This window comes from Streptomyces sp. NPDC032126 (assembly GCF_055580085.1).
Genome location: NZ_JBVIMA010000002.1, coordinates 217235 through 237889 on the forward strand (window position 1 = coordinate 217235; position 20655 = coordinate 237889).

At 71.5% G+C, this 20655-nt stretch carries 21 protein-coding genes; 8 read left to right on the forward strand and 13 right to left on the reverse strand.

Annotation, left to right across the window (positions count from 1 at the left end):
• The first annotated feature begins 32 nt into the window (after positions 1–32).
• Both ACZ5NW_RS09485 and ACZ5NW_RS09490 read left to right on the forward strand, forming a co-directional pair.
• The gene (locus tag ACZ5NW_RS09485) at positions 33–1079 is read left to right on the forward strand and encodes a S66 family peptidase (RefSeq protein WP_468743210.1); all 1047 of its coding nucleotides are present in this window, start codon (positions 33–35) and stop codon (positions 1077–1079) included.
• Positions 1080–1141: 62 nt separating this feature from the next.
• Complete coding sequence (locus tag ACZ5NW_RS09490) at positions 1142–2485, forward strand: MFS transporter (protein ID WP_468743211.1); 1344 nt, start codon at positions 1142–1144, stop codon at positions 2483–2485.
• Here ACZ5NW_RS09490 and ACZ5NW_RS09495 read toward each other — a convergent pair.
• The 7 genes from ACZ5NW_RS09495 to ACZ5NW_RS09525 form a co-directional block, all read right to left on the reverse strand.
• Positions 2475–3575 carry a calcium:cation antiporter gene (locus tag ACZ5NW_RS09495; protein ID WP_468743212.1) on the reverse strand — a complete coding sequence of 367 codons (1101 nt, stop codon included), beginning with the start codon at positions 3573–3575 and terminating at the stop codon, positions 2475–2477. The two genes, ACZ5NW_RS09490 and ACZ5NW_RS09495, sit on opposite strands and share 11 nt — an antisense overlap.
• Before the next feature lie 83 nt (positions 3576–3658).
• Positions 3659–3961 (reverse strand): antibiotic biosynthesis monooxygenase, encoded by a 303-nt coding sequence (locus ACZ5NW_RS09500; RefSeq protein WP_468743213.1) that lies wholly within the window; start codon positions 3959–3961, stop codon positions 3659–3661.
• Positions 3962–4090: 129 nt separating this feature from the next.
• Complete coding sequence (locus tag ACZ5NW_RS09505; protein ID WP_468743214.1) at positions 4091–5128, reverse strand: TerC/Alx family metal homeostasis membrane protein; 1038 nt, start codon at positions 5126–5128, stop codon at positions 4091–4093.
• A gap of 222 nt (positions 5129–5350) precedes the next feature.
• The gene (locus tag ACZ5NW_RS09510; protein ID WP_468743215.1) at positions 5351–7390 is read right to left on the reverse strand and encodes a TerD family protein; all 2040 of its coding nucleotides are present in this window, start codon (positions 7388–7390) and stop codon (positions 5351–5353) included.
• 76 nt (positions 7391–7466) lie between these two features.
• Complete coding sequence (locus ACZ5NW_RS09515; RefSeq protein ID WP_468743216.1) at positions 7467–8045, reverse strand: TerD family protein; 579 nt, start codon at positions 8043–8045, stop codon at positions 7467–7469.
• Positions 8046–8253: 208 nt separating this feature from the next.
• Complete coding sequence (gene uvrB, locus ACZ5NW_RS09520) at positions 8254–10404, reverse strand: excinuclease ABC subunit UvrB (RefSeq protein ID WP_468743217.1); 2151 nt, start codon at positions 10402–10404, stop codon at positions 8254–8256.
• A 40-nt stretch (positions 10405–10444) separates the two neighbouring features.
• Positions 10445–11311 (reverse strand): MHYT domain-containing protein, encoded by an 867-nt coding sequence (locus ACZ5NW_RS09525; protein WP_468743218.1) that lies wholly within the window; start codon positions 11309–11311, stop codon positions 10445–10447.
• A 277-nt stretch (positions 11312–11588) separates the two neighbouring features.
• Here ACZ5NW_RS09525 and ACZ5NW_RS09530 point away from each other — a divergent pair, with 277 nt between their 5' ends.
• Together ACZ5NW_RS09530 and ACZ5NW_RS09535 are read left to right on the forward strand one after the other, a co-directional pair.
• Positions 11589–12464: a glycerophosphodiester phosphodiesterase gene (locus tag ACZ5NW_RS09530; RefSeq protein WP_468743219.1), complete on the forward strand. Its 876-nt coding sequence runs from the start codon at positions 11589–11591 to the stop codon at positions 12462–12464.
• A 56-nt stretch (positions 12465–12520) separates the two neighbouring features.
• Complete coding sequence (locus ACZ5NW_RS09535; RefSeq protein ID WP_468743220.1) at positions 12521–13084, forward strand: methylated-DNA--[protein]-cysteine S-methyltransferase; 564 nt, start codon at positions 12521–12523, stop codon at positions 13082–13084.
• 33 nt (positions 13085–13117) lie between these two features.
• On the opposite strand, the gene ACZ5NW_RS09540 is transcribed toward ACZ5NW_RS09535, so the two are convergent.
• Positions 13118–13546, reverse strand: coding sequence for a VOC family protein (locus tag ACZ5NW_RS09540; RefSeq protein ID WP_468743221.1), 429 nt, complete (start codon positions 13544–13546; stop codon positions 13118–13120).
• Positions 13547–13659: 113 nt separating this feature from the next.
• Between ACZ5NW_RS09540 and ACZ5NW_RS09545 the strand changes: the two genes are divergently transcribed.
• Together ACZ5NW_RS09545 and ACZ5NW_RS09550 are read left to right on the forward strand one after the other, a co-directional pair.
• Entirely contained in the window at positions 13660–14568 is a 909-nt protein-coding gene (locus ACZ5NW_RS09545; protein WP_468743222.1) for a pseudouridine-5'-phosphate glycosidase, read from the forward strand.
• On the forward strand, positions 14569–15507 hold the full coding sequence (locus ACZ5NW_RS09550; RefSeq protein ID WP_468743223.1) for a carbohydrate kinase family protein: 939 nt from the start codon (positions 14569–14571) through the stop codon (positions 15505–15507).
• A gap of 262 nt (positions 15508–15769) precedes the next feature.
• On the opposite strand, the gene ACZ5NW_RS09555 is transcribed toward ACZ5NW_RS09550, so the two are convergent.
• Entirely contained in the window at positions 15770–16564 is a 795-nt protein-coding gene (locus tag ACZ5NW_RS09555; protein WP_468743224.1) for a methyltransferase, read from the reverse strand.
• Between the two features lie 262 nt (positions 16565–16826).
• Between ACZ5NW_RS09555 and ACZ5NW_RS09560 the strand changes: the two genes are divergently transcribed.
• Positions 16827–17954 (forward strand): magnesium and cobalt transport protein CorA, encoded by a 1128-nt coding sequence (locus ACZ5NW_RS09560; RefSeq protein WP_468743225.1) that lies wholly within the window; start codon positions 16827–16829, stop codon positions 17952–17954.
• Positions 17955–17993: 39 nt separating this feature from the next.
• Here ACZ5NW_RS09560 and ACZ5NW_RS09565 read toward each other — a convergent pair whose 3' ends face one another.
• The 4 genes from ACZ5NW_RS09565 to ACZ5NW_RS09580 form a co-directional block, all read right to left on the reverse strand.
• The gene (locus tag ACZ5NW_RS09565) at positions 17994–18428 is read right to left on the reverse strand and encodes a CBS domain-containing protein (protein WP_468743226.1); all 435 of its coding nucleotides are present in this window, start codon (positions 18426–18428) and stop codon (positions 17994–17996) included.
• Positions 18429–18561: 133 nt separating this feature from the next.
• A complete protein-coding gene (locus tag ACZ5NW_RS09570; RefSeq protein WP_468743227.1) occupies positions 18562–18984 on the reverse strand; it encodes a PPOX class F420-dependent oxidoreductase in 423 nt (140 codons plus the stop codon).
• Between the two features lie 42 nt (positions 18985–19026).
• The gene (locus ACZ5NW_RS09575) at positions 19027–19668 is read right to left on the reverse strand and encodes a nucleoside/nucleotide kinase family protein (protein ID WP_468743228.1); all 642 of its coding nucleotides are present in this window, start codon (positions 19666–19668) and stop codon (positions 19027–19029) included.
• Positions 19593–19859 (reverse strand): winged helix-turn-helix transcriptional regulator, encoded by a 267-nt coding sequence (locus ACZ5NW_RS09580; RefSeq protein ID WP_468743229.1) that lies wholly within the window; start codon positions 19857–19859, stop codon positions 19593–19595. Before ACZ5NW_RS09580 ends, ACZ5NW_RS09575 begins: the two co-directional genes overlap by 76 nt.
• A gap of 62 nt (positions 19860–19921) precedes the next feature.
• Here ACZ5NW_RS09580 and ACZ5NW_RS09585 point away from each other — a divergent pair, with 62 nt between their 5' ends.
• Positions 19922–20641 (forward strand): DUF2293 domain-containing protein, encoded by a 720-nt coding sequence (locus tag ACZ5NW_RS09585; protein WP_468743230.1) that lies wholly within the window; start codon positions 19922–19924, stop codon positions 20639–20641.
• Positions 20642–20655 lie beyond the last annotated feature (14 nt).

The window sequence follows — 20655 nt, forward strand, 5'->3', positions numbered from 1 at the left end:
GGCGATCGGGTGAGGGGCCCTACGATCCCCCGATGACGACGATCTCGTACCCGCCCAAGCCGTCACCCGGCGATCGTGTAGCCGTCGTCTCGCCCGGCGCCGGCCTCCCCCAGCTCTTCCCGCGCCCCTTCGAGCTGGGCCTGGAACGGCTGCGCGACGACTTCGGCCTCGTTCCCGTCGAGTACCCCACCACCCGCACGATGGGCGCGAGCCCCCGGCAGCGGGCCGCCGACCTCCACGCCGCGTTCGCCGACCCCGATGTGAAGGCGGTCATGGCGTCGATCGGCGGCGACGACCAGATCACCGTACTGCCCTTCCTGGACCGTGAGTTGATCCGCGCGAACCCGAAGCCGTTCTTCGGGATGAGCGACAACACCAACCTGCTGGCGTATCTGCGCAACGCGGGGATCGTCGGCTATCACGGCGCGACCGTGATGGTGCAGCTCGGGCGGCCCGTCGCCATGGACGCGCTGACCGCCGACTCGCTGCGGGCCGCGCTGTTCACCTCCGGCGCGTACGACCTCACGCCCGCCCGGCGCTGGAACGACGTCGACCGCGACTGGGCCGACCCGGCGACCTTCGAGGCGGAGCCCGAGACCCGGCCCGGCACCGGCTGGACCTGGGTGAACCCGGATCGCGTGGTCGAGGGCCGCAGTTGGGGCGGCTGTCTGGAGATCCTCGGCTGGATGCTGATGGCCGACCGGGAGATCGCGCACGACCTCACCGAGTACGACGGCGGCGTCCTGCTGCTGGAGACGTCCGAGGAGATGCCGAGCGCCACCGAGGTCTTCCGCACCCTGCGGAACATGGGCGAGCGCGGTCTGCTCCAGCGGTTCTCGGCGCTGCTGATGGGCCGGGCGAAGACCTGGTCGTTCGAGCGGCCCAACAGCCCGGAGGAAGCCCGCCGTTACGCCGACGAACAGCGCGAGGCCGTGCTGCGCGCCATGCGGGCGTACGCTCCGGACACGACGATCGTCCTCGACGTCGACTTCGGGCACACCGACCCGCAACTGGTCATCCCCTACGGCGGCTTCGTACGGGTCGACGGTCCCGCCCGGCGCATCACCGTCACCTACTGAGCCGACGGGGACGCCTCCGCACGCCCCCGTAACCCGCGATCACCGCGGGTAGTTGACGCGGCATGCACGATGTACGCACCGTAAAGGCCGTCGGCCCGCCCTCCATGCTGCGCCTCGCGGCCGCCTCGCTCGCCGGGACGGCCGTCGAGTTCTACGACTTCTTCGTCTACGGGACCGCGGCGGCACTGGTCCTGGGCCCCCTGTTCTTCCCGACGTTCTCACCGCTGGCGGGGACGCTGGCCGCGTTCGCCACCTTCGGTGTGGGGTTCGTGGCGCGGCCGTTGGGTTCGGTGCTGTTCGGGCACATCGGGGACCGGCGCGGGCGGCGGCCGGTGCTGGTCCTGTCGCTGCTGCTGACCGGCGGCGCCACGGTCGCGGTCGGCTGCGTGCCGACGTACGGCACGATCGGCGCGGCCGCTCCCCTGCTGCTGCTCGTGCTGCGCTTCCTGCAAGGACTCGGGCTCGGCGGGGAGTGGGGCGGGGCAGTGCTCCTGACAGCGGAGCACGCGCCGGTCGAGCGGCGTGCCCTGTGGTCGAGCTTCCCGCAGGTCGGGCCCGCGCTGGGCTTCCTGCTCGCGAACGGTGTGATGCTGGCGCTGTCGGTGACGCTGACCGGGGCCCAGTTCGCCGACTGGGGCTGGCGGGTGCCGTTCTGGGCGGCGGGGGCGCTGGCCCTCGCGGGGCTGTGGTTGCGGTCGTCGCTGGCCGAGAGCCCGAGGTTCCTCGAACTCGACGACCACGCGCGTGTGCCGTTCGCGGAAGTGGTGCGCGACCACTGGCGGCTGGTTCTGCTGACCGCCGGAGCGCTCGCGGTCGGGTACGCGATCTTCTACGCCGTGACGACGTGGTCCCTCGCCTACGGGACGGAACGGCTCGGGGTGAGCCGTACGGTCATGCTGGTCTGCATCATGGCGGCGGTCGCGGTGAAGGGCGCGCTGACACCAGTGGCGGCGGCCCTGGGCGACCGGTTCGGGCGGCGGCCCCTGTGCCTGGTGGGGTGCGCGGCGGCCGCGCTGTGGATGTTCCCGATGGTGGTGCTGCTGGCGACCGGCGAGCCGCTGCCGATGTTCCTCGGCTTCCTGGGCGCGCTGATCGCGTTCGTCACGATGTTCGCCGTGATCGCCGCCTATCTGCCGGAGCTCTACGAGCCCCGTGTCCGCTGCACGGGCGCCGCGGTGGGCTACAACCTGGGCGGGGCCGTCGGAGGCGCGCTGACACCGATCGCGGCGACCGCGCTCGCCGAACACGGCGGACGGGTGCCCTGGGGCGTCGGCGCCTATCTGACCGGGATCGCGCTGCTCAGCCTCGGCTGCTTCGCCCTGCTGCCGGAGACCCGCCCGGTGCCCGTGGCGGCGCCCGGCCTGGACCGGCCGTCACGCCGTCGTGAGGGCAGGGTCATGGATTGATCGCCAGCTCCAGGTAGGCGGCGAACAGCACCAGGTGGACGCCGCCCTGGAGCGGTGTGGCGCGGCCCGGTACGACCGTCAGCGAGCTCACCGCCACCGTCAGGGCGAGCAGCACCATGTGGGTCGGGTACAGGCCGAGCACGAGCGGGCCGGACAGCCAGACCGACGCCAGGGCGACGGCGGGGACGGTCAGGCCGATGCTGGCCATCGCGGACCCGAGCGCGAGGTTGAGGCTGGTCTGCACCCGGTCGCGGCGGGCGGAGCGCAGCGCGGCGATGGTCTCGGGGAGCAGCACGAGCATCGCGATGATCACCCCGACGACGGCCTGGTGCAGTCCGGCGGCGTCCACGCCGGACTCGATGGTCGGCGAGACGCCCTTGGCGAGGCCGACCACGCCGACCAGGGCGAGACCGAGGAACCCGAGGCTGATCCGCGCGGCGCGCGCGGACGGCGCGTGGGCGTGGTCGTCCGCGGCGACGGCGTCGCCCGGGCGGGTGACGGGCAGGAAGTAGTCCCGGTGGCGGACGGTCTGGGTCGTGACGAACAGGCCGTAGAGGATCAGCGAGGACAGTGCGGCGAAGGTCAGCTGGACGCCGGAGAACTCCGGGCCCGGCTTGCTGGTGGTGAAGGTCGGCAGGACGAGGCTGAGCGTGGCCAGGGTCGCCACGGTGGCGAGGGCCGCGCCGGTGCCCTCGGGGTTGAAGACCGCCGTGCCGTGGCGCAGCGAGGCGACCAGCAGGCACAGGCCGACGATGCCGTTGCAGGTGATCATCACGGCGGCGAAGACGGTGTCCCGGGCGAGGGTGGAGCTCTTGTCGCCGCCGTCCGCCATCAGCGTGACGATCAGGGCGACCTCGATGATCGTCACGGCGATGGCGAGCACGAGGGAACCGTAGGGTTCGCCGACCCGGTGGGCGACCACCTCGGCGTGATGGACGGCCGCCAGGACCGCTCCGGCGAGCACCAGGGTGACCAGCGCGACGACCGCGGCGGGCAGATCGCGGCCCCAGGTGAGGGCCAGCAGGACGACCGCCAGCACCGGCACGAGGGACGTCCAGCGGTCCATGAGCGGCCGGATCCGAGCGATCATGCAGCGATGGTCGCAAAGGTGGACGGGCCGCGCACATCGGCCGTGCCGGCCCGTCGACTCGCGCGTCCCGCGCTGTCCCGGGGCTACTTCAGGGCGCGGGCGTCCAGCAGATCGGCGTTGATGAAGCGGGGCGGGCGGGTACACAGGGCACCCAGCTGCTCGGCCATCTTGGTCGTCTCGGGCGCCTCGCTGTTGCGCATGGCCTCCTCGTACGAAGCGAACTCGATCACGGCGAGGTAGCGCCCCGGGTTGTCCCGGTCCTTGAGGAGCGTGCGGTGCAGGGGGCCGTCCTCCTTGTCCGCCAGGTTCTGCCTGGCCTCTTCGAGCAGTTGCTCCATTTCGTCGAACCGGTCGGTCTCGAAGTCGATGATCTGCACGAACTTCATGGGCACCTCCGCCGGGCCACGGCGCCCCCGGGCCGGGGAACGCGCACCCGACCAAGCAAGCACCGGGAGCGGCGAGCGGCAATGCGCCACGCACCGCCCCCGGGACGGTTGTTCCTACGCCGTCCGTCCTCAGGCGTCGATGCTGTCCTTCGGAGCGCCTTCGCTCGCCGTGTGCGCCGTGCCGGCCGCCACCCGGCGCTCCGCCTCCTGTGCCGCCTCCTGCACCGCCTGCTTCTTCGAGGCGCGCAGGCTGGTGAGGGTGGTGACGATCAGGACGGAGCAGATCACGCCGAGCGAGACCGGGATGCTGATCTCGGGGACGTGGACCCCGGACTCGTGGAGCGCGTGGAGCACCAGCTTCACGCCGATGAAGCCCAGGATGACGGAGAGGCCGTAGCTCAGATGGACCAGCTTCTTCAGCAGGCCGCCGATGAGGAAGTACAGCTGGCGAAGGCCCATCAGTGCGAACGCGTTGGCCGTGAAGACGATGTACGGGTCCTGCGTCAGGCCGAAGATCGCCGGGATGGAGTCGAGGGCGAAGAGCACATCGGTCGTACCGATCGCCAGCATCACGACGAGCATCGGGGTCATGACCCGCTTGCCGTTCTGCTGGATCCACAGCTTGGTGCCGTGGTAGCGGTCGGCGACGCCGAAGCGCCGCTCGGCGGCCTTGAGCAGCTTGTTCTCCTCGAACTCCTCGTCCTCCTCGTCGGCGCGGGCCTCCTGGATGAGCTTCCAGGCCGTCCAGATCAGGAAGGCGCCGAAGAGGTAGAACACCCAGGCGAAGCTGGCGAGGATCGCGGCGCCCGCGGCGATGAAGATCGCGCGCAGGACCAGGGCTATGAGCACGCCGACGAGCAGCACGCGCTGCTGGTACTTCGAGGGGACCGCGAACTTCGCCATGATCAGGACGAAGACGAAGAGATTGTCGACGCTGAGCGACTTCTCGGTGATGAAGCCCGCGAAGAACTCTCCGGCGGGCCGGCCGCCCCCGAAGACGAGGAGACCGAGGCCGAACAGGCCGGCCAGGGCGATCCAGACGACGGTCCAGATCCCGGCTTCCTTGAGGGACACGTCGTGCGGTTTGCGGCCGATGAAGAAGTCGACCGCGATGAGGGCGGCGAGGCCCACGATCGTCAGGACCCACAGGGTCACGGAAACATCCACTGCGCCTCCGGCATTACGTAACGGCAGGTAATCAGCGTCGTCGCGCTGCCGGAGGTCTCTTCCACCCGGGATGGGCCGACGCCCCGGGATCCGGCCGGATCCGTATTGACGGGGACGCCGCAGCAGGGAGTACTCCCCTCCGTACGGAAGACAGTACCCCAATCACCAAGGAAAGGTAAAGCGATTGGCAAAAGAAAGTTCAAATTAGCTGGTCAGGCGGCTTTACATGTACTTGGTGCGCGCCTCCGCGACCTGTGCGAGGACCTGCTGGAGCACCTGGCTGCCGGGCGGCACCAGCGCCGGCTCGTACGTCCAGGCGTGGCCGACCCAGGGGTCGGCGAGGTGGTCGTCGGGCACCGGGGTGAGGCGGAGCAGGGAACGCCACAACGGGTCCAGCAACGGACCGTAATCGGCGGCCTCCTCGCGGTCGGCGACCATCATCAGATGGACCCCGACGGCCGGGCCCTCGTCGGCGAGGTAGCGCAGCTGGGTCACGGCGCGGTCGTCGAAGCCGTGCGGGAAGTCGTTGACGACGAGCAGCTGCTGGGAGGTGTCGAAGCCCGGGGGCAGCGAGTCGGCCGCGCCGCCGCGCACCGCCATCTGCACCAGGTCGACGCGCTCGGTGAGCCGGCCCAGGACGTCCGCCACCCCCGCCGCACCCAGCGCGGGCGGACCCGCGAGCACCCCGCTGTCCACCAGCGGGCGAAGCGCCTGAGCCGCCGAGCCGGCCGGGTCGACGACATGCACGGTGAACTCCCCCGCCGGGTGGGCCGCCAGCAGCCGGGCCGCGTGCGCCACCGCCGACTCCATGGCCAGATGCCGCAGGTCGTAGGCGTCGGTGAAAGAGTCGTCGACACCGGGGGTACGCCCGCTGTCGATCCACAGTCCGCGCTCCAGCGGCAGCCGGACCAGCATCGGGATGCGCAGCCGGTCGCTCTCCGGGAGTCGCAGATCGCCCAGGCGCAGGGCCATCGGCATCTCCATGGGCGCCCGGTAGGCGTGCCAGACGGGGTTGTCCCAGCGGGCGTACGCCGGCGGCAGCGCGGGTTCGACCACGTCCGCCTCGGCCGTCAGCTGGGCCAGGTCCCGGTCCAGGGCCTGCCGGGCCTGGTCCACGAGCTGTGTGTACTTGATCTGGGCGGCCTCCCGGGCGGCGTCGCCCTGACCGCCGATCCGGCTGCGCGGGTCGGACAGGACCTGGTCGAGTTCCTTCTCCATACGGGAGTCGGCGAAGTCGATCGCGCTGCGGTACGCGGCCGTCGTACGGGCCAGGTCCTCGAACATGCCCCAGACCTGGTTGTAGAGCCGCTCCTCCATGGACCACCCGGTCGCGTCTCCCGCGACGGGCTGCGCGGGCTGCCCCGGCGCGGCCGGGGGCGCGGTGGGCGGCGGCGGAGGCGGCGCGGTGTTCTGCCGGCCCGGGTGCGTGTAGTCGATCGGGCCACCGGCGGCGGCCGGGACGGCGGAGGTGGCGTCGGCGGCCGTGCTCTGCGGCTCGTACGGGGCTGCCGGGACCGCGGACTGGCCGGCATCGGCGGCCACGCTCTGAGGGTCGTACGGGGCCGCGCCGCCCTGCGGTCCCGTGGTCTGCGCACCCTGCGTGCCGTACGGTGCGCCGCCCTGCTCCGGGCCGGGGGCCGATGGGGTCGTCTGGCGGGAGCGGTCGGGGTGGTCGGTGGTGCGGGGCGGCGGGGCCGGGACCGCGCGGGCCAGACCCTGGACCACGGCCTCGTTGATACCGGAGGCGAGCTGAGGGCCCTCAGGCAGACCCTGGTCCGTGAGGAGCGCGGCGAGACCGCCGGCGTAGCCCTGACCGACGGCCCGCACCTTCCAGGCACCCTGCCGTCGGTAGAGCTCCAGGGCGACGACGGCCGATTCCGCGTCCAGACCGGTGATCGTGTACGAGGCGACCCCGGTGCCGTCGAGGCCGGTGACCGCGACGAAGGGAGCGGCGAGACCGCCGAAGCGGACCGGCCCGCCGACGCCGACGGGCAGGGCGAGCAGCACGCTCACCCGGTGCACGCTCTCCGGCAGGGCGTCCAGGTCCACCGCGAGACGGTGGTCGGCGGCGGCCTGCCGGGAGACCTCCAGGCCGGGCAGCGTGGGCGCCCCCGGGTGGGCCACCCACTCGACTCCCCGCGTCCTGCCGTGCTCGTCACCGAGCGTGGCCCCGGCCACGATCGGCGTGCCGGCCGAGACCCTGATCTCCAGGCGGACCTGGGAGAGCGGATGGTTCTGCCCCCGCACCAGCTCGGCCGTCATCGCCCGTCGTCCCCCTGTGTCGCGTGTGGTGTTGTCGTGTGCTGCCCGCCGTCGTCCTGGAGCAGCGGCCGTCGTCCTAGAGCAGCGGCAGGACGGCCGGCATCAGGTCCTGGAACGTCCGGCCGTTGGCCGGGGTGCCGAGGGCCGTCATCGTCCAGCCCGTGCCGGAGCGGTGCACCTTCGCCATGATCTGGGCCGTGTACGCGCCGCCTCCGGCGAGGGTGTAGCGGGCCAGCTCCTGGCCGTTGGTCTCGTCGACCAGTCGGCAGAACGCGTTCTGCACTTCCTGGAAGGTCTGGCCCGTGAAGGAGTTCACGGTGAAGACGATCTGGTCGATGTGGACCGGGACGCGCGCGAGGTCGACCAGGATCGCCTCGTCGTCGCCGCCCTGGCCGACACCGCCGACGAGGTTGTCCCCGGTGTGCCGCACGGAGCCGTCGTCGCTCACCAGGTGGCGGAAGAACACCACGTCGACGGGCTGCTTGTCGGCGAAGAGAACGGCGGAGGCGTCCAGGTCGATCTCCCGGGTGCGGGAGCCGAACAGGCCGCGCCGCGGAGCCGCCTGCCAGCCGAGACCCATGCGCACCGCGGTCAGGCTGCCCCCGTCGTTCTTCTGCAGACTGATGGCCTGACCCTTGGTCATGTTGACGGTCACGCGCTGATTCCCCTCTCGAACGTCCCCTGTTGCCGCGACGATGCGCGGTTGACCAGAACCCTACGCAAGGGCGCTGACCGCGCCGAACCCGGTGGCCTACTTTGTGTCGGTCTTGCAACACAGCGCGTCCGAAGGGGAGACGGCGGAACAGCGAAGTCGCTGCGCGGGCGCCGGTTCCCTCTCGGTGACCGGCGCCCGGCCCGGGCCGTCAGGCCAGGCCCGCCTCCTTCATCTGGCGCAGTTCCTTCTTCATCTCGGAGACCTCGTCGCGCAGGCGCGCCGCGATCTCGAACTGGAGGTCCGCGGCGGCGGCCCGCATGCGCTCGGTCATCTCCTCGATCTGCTCGGCGAGATCGGCCGCGGGACGGTCGGTCGGCACGGTCTCCCGGGCCTTGCCCTTGGCCGGCTTGGTGGTCCTGGCGCCCTTGCCCGCCTTGTCGCCGAGAGACGGCACCGGCGCCTTGGTACCGCGACCGTCCTTCTTGGCCTTGCGGTAGCCCGAGCCGAGCAGCTGCTCCGTGTCGACGTCCTCGCGGGCGATCTGCGCCACGATGTCGTTGATCTTCTTGCGGAGCGGCTGGGGGTCGATGCCGTGGGCCGTGTTGTACGCGACCTGCTTCTCCCGGCGGCGGTTGGTCTCGTCGATGGCCTTCTCCATCGCCGGGGTGATCTTGTCGGCGTACATGTGGACCTGGCCGGAGACATTGCGCGCCGCGCGGCCGATCGTCTGGATCAGGGACGTTCCGGAGCGCAGGAAGCCCTCCTTGTCGGCGTCGAGGATCGCCACCAGGGACACCTCGGGCAGGTCGAGGCCCTCCCTCAGGAGGTTGATGCCGACCAGGACGTCGAACTCGCCGGAGCGCAGCTCGCGCAGCAGTTCGACGCGGCGCAGGGTGTCGACGTCGCTGTGCAGATAGCGGACCTGGATGCCCAGTTCCAGGAAGTAGTCGGTGAGGTCCTCGGCCATCTTCTTGGTGAGCGTGGTGACCAGGACCCGCTCGTCCTTCGCGGTGCGCTCCCGGATCTCGTGCACCAGGTCGTCGATCTGGCCCTCGGTGGGCTTGACGACGACCTCGGGGTCGATCAGGCCGGTGGGGCGGATGATCTGCTCGACGACGCCGTCCGCGCGCGACAGCTCGTAGGCGCCCGGGGTCGCCGACAGGTAGACGGCCTGCCCGATGCGCTCCTGGAACTCCTCCCACTTCAGGGGCCGGTTGTCCAGGGCGGAGGGCAGCCGGAAGCCATGCTCGACGAGGGTGCGCTTGCGGGAGGCGTCGCCCTCGTACATCGCGCCGATCTGCGGGACCGTGACATGCGACTCGTCGATGACCAGCAGGAAGTCGTCCGGGAAGTAGTCCAGCAGGGTGTTGGGCGGGGAGCCGGGCAGGCGGCCGTCGAAGTGCATCGAGTAGTTCTCCACGCCGGAGCAGGTGCCGATCTGGCGGAGCATCTCGATGTCGTAGGTGGTGCGCATCCGCAGACGCTGCGCCTCCAGGAGCTTGCCCTGCTTCTCCAGCTCGGCCAGGCGCTCGCCCAGCTCCTTCTCGATGTCGTTGACGGCCCGCTCCATGCGCTCGGGTCCGGCGACGTAGTGCGAGGCCGGGAAGACGTACAGCTGCTCGTCGTCGCTGATGATCTCGCCGGTGAGCGGGTGGAGCGTGGACAGCGCCTCGATCTCGTCGCCGAACATCTCGATGCGGACGGCGAGCTCCTCGTAGACCGGGAAGATCTCGATGGTGTCGCCGCGCACGCGGAAGGTGCCGCGGGTGAACGCCATGTCGTTGCGCGTGTACTGGATGTCGACGAAGCGGCGCAGCAGGTCGTCGCGGTCGATCTCCTCGCCGACCCTCAGGGGGACCATGCGGTCCACGTACTCCTGGGGCGTGCCGAGGCCGTAGATGCAGGAGACGGAGGCGACCACGACGACGTCGCGGCGGGTGAGCAGCGAGTTGGTCGCGGAGTGACGCAGGCGCTCCACCTCCTCGTTGATCGAGGAGTCCTTCTCGATGTAGGTGTCCGACTGGGGGACGTACGCCTCGGGCTGGTAGTAGTCGTAGTACGAGACGAAGTACTCGACCGCGTTGTTCGGGAGGAGCTCGCGGAACTCGTTCGCCAGCTGGGCGGCCAGCGTCTTGTTCGGCGCCATCACCAGGGTGGGGCGCTGGAGCTTCTCGATCATCCACGCGGTGGTGGCGGACTTGCCGGTACCGGTCGCGCCCAGCAGGACGACGTCCTTCTCACCGGCCTCGATGCGCCTGGCCAGGTCGGCGATGGCCGCCGGCTGGTCGCCGCTGGGCTGGTAGGGGCTGACGACCTCGAAGGGCGCCACCGTGCGTTCGATGTGGGAAACGGGCCGCATGTCATCCACCGTACGACCCCCCACTGACAACGGGGTCCGATCAGCGGTTTTGCGGGGTGCGCTGCCTGTGGGGCGCCGCCCTGCGGCGGGCGAGGAGGGCCGGGCGGCGGCCGTGGTGGGCGGCGGGCTCGTGGGCCGGGACGCCTGGCTTGTGCTCGACGGGGGTCCAGTCGGGCTTGCCCATGACCATCAGCGGGTCGAAGAGGACGACGACTCCGGCCAGGCAGAGGAAGGCGAGCGGGCCGATCAGCATCGGCGCCAGCACGGAGGCGGGCGAGTCCCCGGAGTCCGGGGCGCCGGCGCCGTGCAGGTGGACGCTGAGGGCGGCCATGCCGGTGTAGTGCATGCCGGTGACGGCGAGTCCCATGACCAGGCTGGCGCCGACGCTCCACAGGAAGCCTCTGACCTGCCCGGCGGCCCACAGGGCGGCGGTGGCCGCGACCATCGCGATGACGACGGAGAAGGCGACCGTGAGCGTGTTGTAGCCCAGCGTGCCGTTCAGGCGCAGTCCGGCCATGCCCAGGTAGTGCATGGAGGCGATCCCCAGACCGGTGATGGTGCCACCGGTGAAGAGGGCGGTTCCGGAGGTGCCCTTGTAGCCGACGATGAAGATCCCGACGCCGACCATCACGATGGCCACGCCCAGGCTGGCGAAGGTGGTGGGCCGGTCGTAGTGGATGGGCGCGCCCCGGACCGTGAAGCCCATCATGGCGATGAAGTGCATGGTCCATATGCCGGAGCCGATCGCCGCGGCGGCCAGGGCGAGCCAGCCGGGCCGCCACGAGTGGGCGACGAGCAGGGCTCTGGTCGTGCAGCGCAGTCCGAGCGCGCCGCCCAGGCAGGCCATGAGGTAGGCCACCAGCGGTGTGACGAGTCCGTAGCTGAAACCGTCGACGGTGCCCTGCATGCCCGGCTGCCCCTCCGCCCTGTTGCTGGAATTCCGTGAAAGCGCCCCCCTCCCAGGACCGCACGAGCGGTCAGGGTTGACGCAGAGAGTATGACTCCCACCGGATTGGTCGAACGATTTTCCGGCAAAGAAACACGTCCTTGCCCCATATGTGCGGCCGCGGTGTGCGGGCACCGGCAATGCCCTTTCCTTGTGTGGCCATCCTGCACCCCCGTCGCCCTTGACGCTCTGCTGTCACAGTTGAGCTGTACGTGATCGCACGACGCGAGGAGTACGCATGCACGCGCGCGCACTGGCCGCCATGACGACCGCGCTCCTGGGCATCGTCGCCCTTCTGCTGCCCGCCGCACCGCACGCCCGGGCCCGCATCGGCGGCCTGCCCCTGGTGATCGCGCACCGGGGCGCCTCCGCCTACGCCCCGGAGAACACCCTGGCCGCCGTCGACGAGGCGGCCGGGCTGGGCATCCGCTGGGTGGAGAACGACGTCCAGCGCACCAAGGACGGCGAGCTCGTGGTGATCCACGACGACAGTCTCCGCCGTACGACCGACGCGGAGGAGGTCTTTCCCGGCCGTGCTCCCTGGAAGGTGAAGGACTTCACGGCGGCCGAGATCGCGCGGCTCGACGCGGGCAGCTGGTTCTCCTCCGCCTTCGCGGGCACGCGCGTGCCGACGCTGCGGCAGTACCTGCGCCGTGTGGAGGCGAACCGGCAGAAGCTGCTGCTGGAGGTCAAGAACCCCGAGCTGTACCCCGGGATCGAGCAGCAGATCCTCAAGGAGCTCGGCAACGAGAGCTGGCTCGACGAGCGGCACGTCGACGGGCGGCTGGTCGTGCAGAGTTTCAGCGCCGACAGTCTGCGCACCGTGCATGGCCTGGAACCGTCCGTCAGGACCGGCTTCCTCGGCACGCCCGCGCGGGCCGACCTTACGCGGTACGCGGACTTCGCCGACTTCGTCAATCCGGCGTACACGGCGCTGTCCGAGAGCTACGTGTCCGCCGTGCACGAGCACACGGGGCCGCACGGTGACGCCCTGGAGGTCTCCGCCTGGACGGTGAACGACGCGGCCACCGCCCGGACCGTCGCCGGGTACGGCGTGGACGGGATCATCACCAATGTGCCGGACGTGGTGCGGCGGGCCCTGTCCTGGTACTGACCGCGCTCCGCGGCGGGCCGGGGGCATTGTCAGTGGCGGGCCGTACGGTGGGTCGCATGAACAGCCGAGGGCAGCAAGGGCAGGACGAGCAGCGGGTGGTGTGGGCCGTCGTCGGCTCCGGCATCGGTCCGCTGCTGCTGGCCGCGACCGACGCGGGACTGGTCAACGTCGTCTTCCACGCCGACGACGCGGTGCGCGACCGGGCACTGGCCCGGCTGGCCGAGCGGCTGGGCACCACGCCCGTGGAGGCGCCCGGCTCCCCGCTGCTGGCCGAGGCGATACGCCAGGTCGAGGACTACTTCGCGGGCGACCGGCACGACTTCGAGCTACCGCTGGACTGGACGCTGATCTCCGGCTTCAACCGCCAGGTCCTGCGCGAGCTGGCCTCCGGCGTGCCGTACGGCTCCGTGGTGGGCTACGGCGATCTGGCCCGCCGGGTGGGGCAGCCGGGGGCGGCGCAGGCGGTGGGGACGGCGATGGGCGCCAATCCGCTGCCGGTCGTGGTGCCCTGCCATCGGGTCGTGGAGAGCGACGGCGGGATCGGCGGCTTCGGGGGCGGCCTGGAGACCAAGCGCAGACTGCTCGCCCTGGAGGGGGTACTGCCCGAACCGCTCTTCTGAGCCGCGCCCCCTCCGTCCCGTCGCCGGTGGCCGTCAGTCGTAGTGCCGGGCCTCGAATATGTTTCCGTCCGGGTCGCGGAAGTAGAAGCTGCGCCGGGCCAGGCCGCGGGCACCGAAGGAGTCGTGGGAGATGTCCGACACGGGAACCGACCGCTCCTCCAGCCGCGCCCTCAAGGTCTCGAAATCGTCCCCGGGCAGAGCCAGGCAGACATGGTTGACCGGGTGCCCCGAGCTCTCGGCGGCGTCCGGGAACATCCGCATGCGGTCCACCATGGAGAGCGGCATGAGATCGAGGACGGTCTCGTCATTGAGGCGCGCGGAGGGGAAGGGCACCGACCCCGCGGCGAACTCGGTGACCCTCACGGGCTGCATGCCTATGGCCTTCTCGTAGAACTCCATGGAGGCGATCGGGTCGCGCACCCACAGGACGACATGATCCAGACGCATGGTGTTGTCCGTCATGCACCCCAGACTGGTGTCCTGCCCCACAGGCCACAAGGGTTTGATCCAGTCTGCCGCCCGCCAGACATGAGGGAGTACCGACGCAGGAGCACCGACGGACAGGAGGCGGTCGCGTGACGCTGGTGGTGTCGGAAGAGGTACGGGAGGCGGTCGACGCGCGTCGCCCCGTGGTGGCCCTGGAGTCCACGATCATCGCGCACGGGCTGCCCCGCCCGCGCAATCTGCAGGTGGCCCTGGAGCTGGAGGCGGCCGTACGGGCGGAGGGCGCCGTACCGGCGACGATCGCCGTGCTGGACGGGCGGCCCCATGTCGGCCTGGACAAGGACCAGGTGGAGCGGATCGCCAACGAGGAGGGGATCCGCAAGCTGGGCCACCGCGACCTGCCGCTCGCGCTCGCCACGGGCGCGAGCGGGGCGACGACGGTGTCCGCGACGGCACTGCTCGCCGCGCTCGCCGGGGTGCGGGTGTTCGCGACCGGCGGGCTCGGCGGGGTGCACCGGGAGTGGACCGTGACGCAGGACGAGTCGGCCGACCTGGGCCTGCTGGCGCGGACGCGGATCACGGTGGTGTGCGCGGGCGTGAAGTCGATCCTGGACGTGCCGGCGACGCTCCAGCGGCTGGAGACGCTGGGTGTCGCGGTGGCGGGTTACGGCACGGACCGCTTCCCCGGCTTCTACCTCTCCGACTCCGGGTATCCGGTGGACTGGACGCTGGAGACGCCCGGCCAGGTCGCGGAGGTGATGCGGGCTCAGGACGCGCTCGGCGCACCGGAGTCGGCGCTCATCGTGGCGAACCCGGTGCCGGAGGCGGAGCAGCTGGACCCCGCGCTCCACGCGCGCGTGCTCGCGGAGGCACTGCGCGCGTGCGAGGCGGAGGGCATCACCGGGCAGGCCGTCACGCCCTTCCTCCTCGACTACCTGGTGCGCCACACGGACGGCGCGTCCCTGAACGCCAACCTGGCGGCGGTGCGCGGCAATGTGCGGCTGGCGGGACGGATCGCCTCGGCCTGGGCGGGGGCGTGAGTGGAGGGTGGGGGCCTGCTCGTCGTCGGGGATGTGGTGACCGATGTCGTCGCCCGGCATCGGGGGCCGCTCGCCCCGGGGACCGACACGGCCGCCGTGATCCGGACGTTGCCGGGCGGGGCGGGCGCCAACGTGGCGTGCTGGGCGGCGCACTGGGGGTGGCCGGACGTACGGCTGCTGGGGCGGGTCGGCGCGGACGCGGCGGCCTGGCACGAGCGGGCGCTGACCGCCGCCGGGGTACGGCCCCGGCTGGTCGTCGACGCCGAGGCCCCGACCGGGACGGTGATCTGCCTGGTCGACACCGGTGCGGCGGCCGAGCGGACGTTCCTCACCGACAGCGGCGCCTCGCTGCGGCTGGAGCCCGGTGACTGGTCCGACGCGCTGCTGGACGGGGTGGCCCGGCTGCACCTCTCGGGATACCTGCTGTTCTCCGCCTCCGGCCGCGCGCTGGTGCGGGTCGCGCTGGAGGCGGCACGCGCGCGCGGTGTGCCGGCGAGTCTCGATCCGGCGTCGGCGGGGTTCCTCGGTGAGCTGGGCGTCGACCGGTTCCTCACGCTCGTGGAGGGAGTGGACGTACTGCTACCCAGCCGGGACGAGGCGTGCCTGCTCACGGGGTTGCCGCAGGGGGCGGAGGCGGCGGCCGAACTGAGCCGGCACGTTCCGCTGGTGGTGGCCAAACAGGGAGCGGAGGGCGCGCTGGTGGCCCGCGACGGCGGCATCCTGGCCCATGTCCCGGCGGCACCGGCGAAGCCCCGCGACACGACGGGCGCCGGCGACGCGTTCACGGGCGCGTTCCTGGCGTCCCTCCTCTCGGGCGCCACCCCGGAGGCCGCGGCGAAGGAGGGGTGCCGGGCCGGGGCACAGGCGGTGGAGAGGGTGGGCGGGAGACCGCCGACGCCCGGGGAGGACGGGGGTGGGGGCGCCGGTAGGGGTGCCTGAGGGGGAGCGGGGCTGTTGGCACGAGTACTGAGGCGGAGTGGGGCTCTTGGCGCGGGTGCCGGACGGGTGCTCAGTGCTCAGGCGGAGTGGGGCTCTTGGCACAGGTACTGAGGGCAGATGGGCGCGGCGGTGGTCACGAAGGCGTGCCACCGCTCCGTAACGCCACCCCCACGGCTACCCCCAAGGGGCACCGCCAAGGGCCACCGCCACTGCCGCCGCCACTGTCACCGCCGATGGGAGGGAAGCCGCCGGGCCGCCACCCCTACCCCTTCCTCCCCCACGCCGAGATCATCGGTGCCGTGGCCAGGTCCATCGGGCCGGACTCGATGTTCGCGAGGTGGAGGTCGATGTCCTCCTCCGTGGCGATGCCCGCGGCGACGAGCTGGGGGCGGATCTGACGGATCGTCGCCGATTCCAGGGCGGCGCAGGCCGGAGAGGTCATCGGGAAGTAGGCGTCGGCCTCGACGCGGTGCAGCCCGGCCTCGCGAAGGAGCCGCGGGAGCCGGCGGCCGTAGGAGAGGTCGGCGCCGCGTTCGGCGAGGAGGGCGCGGAAGCCCTGGCGCAGCCGGTTGGCGAGTTGCTGTGCGGGGCCGTGTTCGTCGGGGCAGGCGAGGGGCTGCAGGGCGGGGTCGGCGTCCTCCAGGAGCAGCCGTCCACCGGGCCGCAGCGCCTTGACCATCGACTGCAACGCCCGTTCCCGGTCCGGCACGTGCACGAGCACGAGCCGGGCGTGCACGAGGTCGAATCCCTCCCCTGGTGGCTCCTCGACGCCCACGTCATGGACACGTACCTCGACCGGCGGCCGGGCCGCGGCTGCGAGCCGCGAGGTGTCGATGTCGGTCGCGACGACCTTGCCGGTCGGCCCCACCTTCTTCGCCAGCCAGGAGACCACCGAGGGACCGCCGGCACCGACCTCCCAGCAGCGCCAGCCGGGGCCGATGCCGAATCCTTCGAGGTGGCGGAACGTCGTGGGATCGAAGAGGGTGGCGAAGGCGTCGAAGCGCTCTCCCGCCTCGGTCTGCTGGTTGTCGAGGAGATACCCTCCGGTTCGCTTCATACCGGGATCATCCCAGTCGTCCGGCATGTCCGGGGTGGGCGACGCGGTACGAAGGCGATCGGAGCCGACATCGGGGTTTTCCGCGACCCCGCCTCTGCTTCCGCTCGGCGCCACGCAGGCCCTCAAGTCCCGTTGTCCACAGGCGGGAACAAAGCGGAATCCATGCTTTCCACAGGCTTACCCGGGGCATACGCCGGACTGGCAGACTGGCGGGCCAGGACGCGGAAACGCGACACGGGGAGATCCACGCGAGGAGATCCAGATGACCATGGCAGGGAATCTGCGGAAGGTCACCGGCTTGAGCAGGGTCGGCGGCCTTCGCAAGGTGGCACGGCTGGCCCGACGTCCGGCACGGGTCGATCTGAGCCATCCCGCGCGGTCCCCGCTGGGTTCCTCGGTGGTGAACTGCGTGACGTACCGGGACGGCGTGCGGGCCTCGGCCCGCGGGGATCTGACCGAGACCGTGGAGTCGCTGCGCAAGGGCCACGACGGCTTCATCTGGCTCGGACTGCACGAGCCGACGAACGAGGAGTTCGCGGGCATCGCCGAGTTGTTCGATCTGCATCCGCTGGCGGTCGAGGACGCGGTCGAGGCGCATCAGCGGCCGAAGGTGGAGCGGTACGGCGAGACGCTGTTCGCGGTGTTCAAGACGGTCTGTTACGTCGAGCACGAGCAACTCACCGCGACCAGCGAGGTCGTCGACACCGGCGAGATCATGGTGTTCGTCGGCAAGGAGTTCGTGATCTCGGTGCGGCACGGCCGGCACGGCTCGCTGGGACCGCTGCGCGAGGAGCTGGAGTCCGACCCGATCCAGCTCGCCAAGGGTCCGTCGGCGGTGCTGCACGCGATCGCCGACCATGTGGTCGACGACTACCTCAATGTCATCGACGCGGTGCAGGAGGACATCGACCAGGTGGAGACGGACGTCTTCGCGCAGAACGGCGCGCGGGTGGATCCGGGCCGTATCTACCAGCTCAAGCGCGAACTGCTGGAGCTGAAGCGGGCGGTGGTGCCGCTGGGCCGCCCGCTGCTGGACCTCGCGGACCGTCCGGTACGCGTGGTGGACCCGGAGATACAGGCGTACTTCCGGGACGTCTCCGACCATCTGCTGCGGGCCACGGAGCAGATCGCCGCGTTCGACGAACTGCTCAACTCGATCCTCCAGGCGCATCTGGCGCAGGTCACGGTCTCGCAGAACGAGGACATGCGGAAGATCACCGCGTGGGCGGCGGTGATCGCCGTGCCGACGATGGTCTGCGGCGTGTACGGCATGAACTTCGATCACATGCCGGAACTGCACTGGAGATTCGGCTATCCGCTGGTCATCGGGGTGATATCCGTCGCGTGTCTGGTGCTGTACCGCGGCTTCCGGCGCAACGGCTGGCTCTGACACCGCGCCGGTGCCCGAGCCGGGCCGCCGCGCGAGGGGTCAGTGCGCGGAGGGAGTGGTCCTGGCGTAGACGCTCTCGGCCCAACCGGCCAGCTGGGTCTCGCTGAGGTGCCGGGCGAGATCGGCTTCGCTGATCATGCCCACCAGGCGCTTGTTCTCGATCACCGGAAGCCGACGGATCTGGTGCCCCTGCATCTCCTGGAGCACCTCGCTGACGTCGGCGCTCGCGTCGATCCAGCGGGGGGTGCCCTGGGCCATCTCGCCGGCGGTGACCTGGGCCGGGTCGTGTCCCATCGCCACACAGCCGACGACGATGTCGCGGTCGGTGAGGATGCCGCAGAGCCGTTCGTCGGCGTCGCTGATGGGGAGGGCTCCGACGTTGAGTTCACGCATCAGCTGGGCGGCGCGGTCGAGCGTCTCATGGGCGGGGATCCACTGGGCGCCCCGGTGCATGATGTCTCCGGCGGTGGTCATGGGTACCTCCCGGTGCCGGACGGCCGGCGCGGCGCAGGACGCACCGCTGTCCCGGCGCCCTCATTCTCGCCGCGCGGGGCGGACGTCGCACCTCCGGTGAGCAAGGCCGTACGAGGCCGTCGGCCGCTGCGGCTCAGGCGGAGAAGCCCACGATCTTCCGCGGGGTGATGCGGATGATCACGCGGACCTCGTCGTCCTTCTCGGCCGGCGGGTCGATACCGAGGTACTTGTGCGAGAGCTCGCGCGGGAGGCGCTTGCCCTCGTCGGGAAGGATCTCGGCGGTGCCGCGGATCTCCACGGAGGTGTAGGGGTTGGCGAGGTCGAAGACCGAGAGGCTGATGCGCGGGTCGCGGCGGAGGTTGCGCACCTTCTGGCGCGCGTCGACGGAGGAGAACACCACGGTGTCGCCCTCGCGCTTGATCCAGACCACGGAGTTCTGCGGGGCGCCGTCCGGACCGAGGGTGGCGACGCTGGCGAAGTTCTTTCCGTCGAGCAGGGCGCGGACGGACTCGTCGAAGGACAGGGGTTGCTGCACGGACGTCACGGAAGTGGTCATGGAGAACACTCTAGTTATATGCACGCGCATGCAAAGGGGGTTTCAGCCTTTCCACGCGGGATGGCGCGGATCGTCGGCGCGCACCAGGACGTCGGCGGTGGCTGCGGGGTCGGTCTCCCGCTCGTAGCGCTCGAAGGCGGGCAGCGTCCAGCGTTCGGCCTCGGAGGTGCGACGGCGCAGGGCGGACGGGGAGAGGAGCACATGAACGGTCAGGTCGAAGGGGAACCAGTGACGCAGCAGGAGGGGACCGTGCAGCAACAGGAAGCCGCCGGGCGGGAGTTGGACGTAGGGGCTGCGGGTGGCGCGGTCGGTGGCCGGGTCCCACAGGTCGGGCAGGATCCGTCCGTCGCCGCCGGGTTCGAGGGGGCCGAACACCTCGCGCCACAGAGCGCCGGTGTCGAACCAGCCGTCGTAATAGGCGTCCACGTCGTGACGCCCGTATTCCAGACGGAGCGAGGCGGGCCGCAGGAAGCCGTGGGTGTCGAGGACCCGGGCGGCCCGGCCGCGTATGCGCAGTGCCTCGGCGACGCGCTCGGCGAGGTCTCCGGGGCGGGCCGCCGGGGCGCCGTCGAAGGCGACGCGCGGCCACGGGCCGCCGTCGACCGGCGTCAGGTCGAGCAGCCGCTCGGCGAGGAGGTCGCCGAGCCGGTCCCAGGTGATCGCTTCGAGTCGCACACGGCCCATGATGCGTCAGGTGCGGTCGAGGACGCCGCGTCCTCGTGGCGGCGGGCGGGCGGCAGGCGAGGGAGGTGGGACTCGCTCCAGGCGCGGGCCGCGTCGAGAAGCGGACCAAGGGTGCGGCCGAGGGAGGTGCGGGTGAGGGCGTATGCGACGCGGGGCGGATTCTCGTCGAACGCGGTGCGGGTGAGGAGCACTGCCCGGCGGAGGGGAGGCGGGACGGCGTAGCGCGGGGTGCGCCAGGGGGAAGGAAAGCCGTATGACGGCGATCACGACTCCCCCGGCCCGGGCCGGACTTCTCGTCTTCCAGCCGGTCCGGCGCAAGCACTGCGCCGCGTGCCGGCGCGGGCCGCTCTCGCTGCTCGTCCTGGAGGACGGGGTCCCGCGATGCCTGGACTGCGCCGACCTCGGGCACCTGGTGTTCCTGCCGCGTGGCGACACCGCGCTGACGCGCCGGGCCCGCGAGGAGAGCACGCTGTCGGCGGTCGTCGTGCGCTTCAACCGGCGCAAGGCGCGCTACGAGCGCCAGGGCGTCCTCGTCGAGGAGGCGGGCCTCGCCCGGGCCGAGGCACGGTGCCTGGCGGACGCCGAGGCCCGTCGGCGGCGCCGGGTGCGGGACGCGCGGCGTCGGGCGGATCAGGACGAGCGGTTCGCGGAAGCGTTCGCGGCGCAGATCCTGCGGCTGTTCCCGGGCTGCCCGGCGAGCCGCGCGCGGGAGATCGCGGCGCATGCCTCGGCGCGCGGCAGCGGACGCGTGGGGCGCAGCGCGGCCGGCCGGGCGCTGTCCGAGGGGGCGGTGGTGTCGGCGGTCGTGGCCTCCGTACGGCATGTGGACACGCCGTACGACCGGCTGCTGATGGACGGCGTGGCGCGGCACGAGGCGCGGCGGCGGATCGCGGGGACGGTGGAGGCGGTGGTGCGGGGGTGGCGGGGGGTGGGGAGGGAGGGGGAGGGGGGAGGGCCCCCCGAAGTGAGGTGAGCCGCAACACCCTG

Coding starts and splice junctions, on each gene's coding strand:
- ACZ5NW_RS09495 (WP_468743212.1), bottom strand. CDS start 3,575: ATGATCGCTCGGATCCGGCCGCTCATGGACCGCTGGACGTCCCTCGTG.
- ACZ5NW_RS09490 (WP_468743211.1), top strand. CDS start 1,142: ATGCACGATGTACGCACCGTAAAGGCCGTCGGCCCGCCCTCCATGCTG.
- ACZ5NW_RS09540 (WP_468743221.1), bottom strand. CDS start 13,546: ATGACGGACAACACCATGCGTCTGGATCATGTCGTCCTGTGGGTGCGC.
- ACZ5NW_RS09510 (WP_468743215.1), bottom strand. CDS start 7,390: ATGACGGCCGAGCTGGTGCGGGGGCAGAACCATCCGCTCTCCCAGGTC.
- ACZ5NW_RS09485 (WP_468743210.1), top strand. CDS start 33: ATGACGACGATCTCGTACCCGCCCAAGCCGTCACCCGGCGATCGTGTA.
- ACZ5NW_RS09555 (WP_468743224.1), bottom strand. CDS start 16,564: ATGAAGCGAACCGGAGGGTATCTCCTCGACAACCAGCAGACCGAGGCG.
- ACZ5NW_RS09585 (WP_468743230.1), top strand. CDS start 19,922: ATGACGGCGATCACGACTCCCCCGGCCCGGGCCGGACTTCTCGTCTTC.
- ACZ5NW_RS09565 (WP_468743226.1), bottom strand. CDS start 18,428: ATGACCACCGCCGGAGACATCATGCACCGGGGCGCCCAGTGGATCCCC.
- ACZ5NW_RS09525 (WP_468743218.1), bottom strand. CDS start 11,311: ATGCAGGGCACCGTCGACGGTTTCAGCTACGGACTCGTCACACCGCTG.
- ACZ5NW_RS09570 (WP_468743227.1), bottom strand. CDS start 18,984: ATGACCACTTCCGTGACGTCCGTGCAGCAACCCCTGTCCTTCGACGAG.
- ACZ5NW_RS09530 (WP_468743219.1), top strand. CDS start 11,589: ATGCACGCGCGCGCACTGGCCGCCATGACGACCGCGCTCCTGGGCATC.
- ACZ5NW_RS09500 (WP_468743213.1), bottom strand. CDS start 3,961: ATGAAGTTCGTGCAGATCATCGACTTCGAGACCGACCGGTTCGACGAA.
- ACZ5NW_RS09560 (WP_468743225.1), top strand. CDS start 16,827: ATGACCATGGCAGGGAATCTGCGGAAGGTCACCGGCTTGAGCAGGGTC.
- ACZ5NW_RS09535 (WP_468743220.1), top strand. CDS start 12,521: ATGAACAGCCGAGGGCAGCAAGGGCAGGACGAGCAGCGGGTGGTGTGG.
- ACZ5NW_RS09575 (WP_468743228.1), bottom strand. CDS start 19,668: ATGGGCCGTGTGCGACTCGAAGCGATCACCTGGGACCGGCTCGGCGAC.
- uvrB (WP_468743217.1), bottom strand. CDS start 10,404: ATGCGGCCCGTTTCCCACATCGAACGCACGGTGGCGCCCTTCGAGGTC.